A 2,020-nucleotide genomic window follows, 5' to 3' on the forward strand; every position below is an offset into this window, starting at 1 on the left:
CGCGGCTACCCGAAGGCCAAGCTCTACCAGACGCACGGCGCGGCGACGATGGACCTGATCCGCGTCGGCGGCGCCGACGTCGAAGGCTCGTTCGTCTCCTCCGGCCCGGCCGTCGTCGCCGAGAAGCTGCCGGCGAGCAACGCCAGCAGGGCGATCGGCATGAAGTTCAAGGAAGAGTTCGAGAAGGTCCACGGCAAGGGCTCGGCGAACCAGTTCGCGGCCCATGCCTACGACGTCGTTCTCGTCCTGCAGAAGGCGGTGCCGCTGGCGCTCGCCAAGGGCAAGCCGGGCACGCCGCAGTTCCGCGCCGCGCTGAAGGAAGCCTTCGAGACCATGGGCCGCACGCCCATTTCGCAAGGCGTCCTGAACTGGACCGCGACCGACCACTTCGGCTACACGCCGGAAACCGGCGTGCTGCTTCGCGTGTCCAACGGCGACTGGCAGGTAGTGAACTGATCCTTCCGCTCCTGCGCTGACCCTCCGCGAAGGCCGTGATGGACGCCTCGATCGCCGGCATCCTGATGCTCGATGGCGTGACCAACGGCGCCATCTACGGCCTGCTCGCGCTCGCCCTTGTCCTCGTCTTCGCGGTCACGCGGGTCATCTTCATCCCGCAGGGCGAGTTCGTCGCCTACGGCGCGTTGACGCTGGCGGTGCTGCAGTTCGGCAAGGTGCCGGGGACGGTCTGGCTGCTGGCGGTCCTGGCGGTGCTGACGGCCCTGCTCGACGCCACGGCCGACGCCCGTCGCGGCCTGCCTGCCGCGGCCCTGGCCCGCGCTGCGCTGAAGACGCTGCTCGCGCCGGCGATCGTGGTCGCGCTGACCTGGTGGGCGGCGCCGCAGAAGTTCCCGCTGCTGGTGCAGAGCGCGCTGGCGGTGGCCATCGTCACCCTGCTCGGACCGCTCGTCTACCGCCTCGCCTACCAGCGACTCGCCGACGCCAGCGTGCTGGTCCTGCTCATCGTCTCGGTCGGCGTGCACTTCGCGCTCACCGGCCTCGGCCTGGTGTTCTTCGGCGCCGAGGGCTTCCGCAACCCGAGCTTCTGGGACCAGCGCTTCACGCTCGGCCCGCTCGCGCTCTCGGGCCAGGCGGTGATCATCTTCGCCGTCTCGATCGCCCTCATCCTGAGCCTGTACCTGTTCTTCGGCCGCACGCTGCGCGGCAAGGCCCTGCGCGCGACGGCGGTGCATCGCCTCGGCGCCCGGCTGATGGGGATCTCGACGGCAGGCGCCGGCAAGCTCAGCTTCGGTCTGGCCGCCTTCCTGGGCGCGCTGTCGGGGCTTCTCATCGGCCCGACGACGACGATCTTCTACGACACCGGCTTTCTCATCGGCCTGAAAGGCTTCGTCGCCGCGATCTTCGGCGGCCTGGCCAGCTACCCGGCGGCCGCCCTCGGCGCCCTGCTGGTCGGCGTGCTGGAGAGCTTCAGCTCGTTCTACGCCAGCGCCTTCAAGGAAGTGATCGTCTTCACGCTCATCATCCCGGTCCTGCTCTGGCGCTCGTTCCAGCACGGCCACGACGACGAGGAGGAGCAGTGATGGCCGACGGCACCGCCTCGCCGCCGCTGCCGGCCTCGGGCGAGCTGCCGCCGCCGGGGGCGACGGGCTCGACGCGGGCGTTGACGTTTCGTCGCGTCGCCCTCGCCGTCTTCGTCGTCTGCCTCGCGATCCTGCCGCTCTCGCCGGTGCCAGAGTTCTGGATCACGCAGGCCAACTACATCGGCCTGTACACGCTGGTCGTCATCGGCCTGGTCCTGCTCACCGGCATCGCCGGGCTGACGTCCTTCGGCCAGGCGGCGTTCGTCGGCCTCGGTGCCTACACCGCCGCCTACCTGACGCTCACGCACGGCGTGTCGCCGTGGCTCACGGTCTGGATCGGCCTCGTCGTCACGGCGCTGGCCGCGCTCGTCCTCGCCTGGGTGACGCTGCGCATGTCCGGCCACTACCTGCCGCTGGCGACCATCGCCTGGGGCCTGTCGCTCTTCTACCTGCTCGGCAACCTCGACTTCCTCGGCAAGTAC

Annotated in this window: 3 protein-coding genes; all 3 read left to right on the forward strand. The window is 69.9% G+C overall.

Translation table 11 applies throughout. The annotated features are described in order from the left end of the window. Window positions 1-456 (forward strand): type 1 periplasmic-binding domain-containing protein (locus tag AC30N0_RS09845; RefSeq protein WP_489517744.1); only part of this gene is annotated, 456 nt, incomplete at its 5' end. Window positions 457-494: 38 nt separating this feature from the next. After that, complete coding sequence (locus AC30N0_RS09850) at window positions 495-1,538, forward strand: branched-chain amino acid ABC transporter permease (RefSeq protein WP_489517745.1); 1,044 nt, start codon at window positions 495-497, stop codon at window positions 1,536-1,538. Beyond that, window positions 1,538-2,020: branched-chain amino acid ABC transporter permease (locus tag AC30N0_RS09855; RefSeq protein WP_489517746.1), on the forward strand; the 483-nt coding region annotated here is incomplete at its 3' end. The genes AC30N0_RS09850 and AC30N0_RS09855, both read left to right, overlap by 1 nt.

Source organism: Rhizobacter sp., from assembly GCF_031412495.1.
Lineage (GTDB): Bacteria > Pseudomonadota > Gammaproteobacteria > Burkholderiales > Burkholderiaceae_C > Schlegelella_A.

Excerpts from the sequence above, each read along its gene's own strand:
- AC30N0_RS09850 (WP_489517745.1), top strand. The coding sequence starts at position 495 with ATGGACGCCTCGATCGCCGGCATCCTGATGCTCGATGGCGTGACCAAC.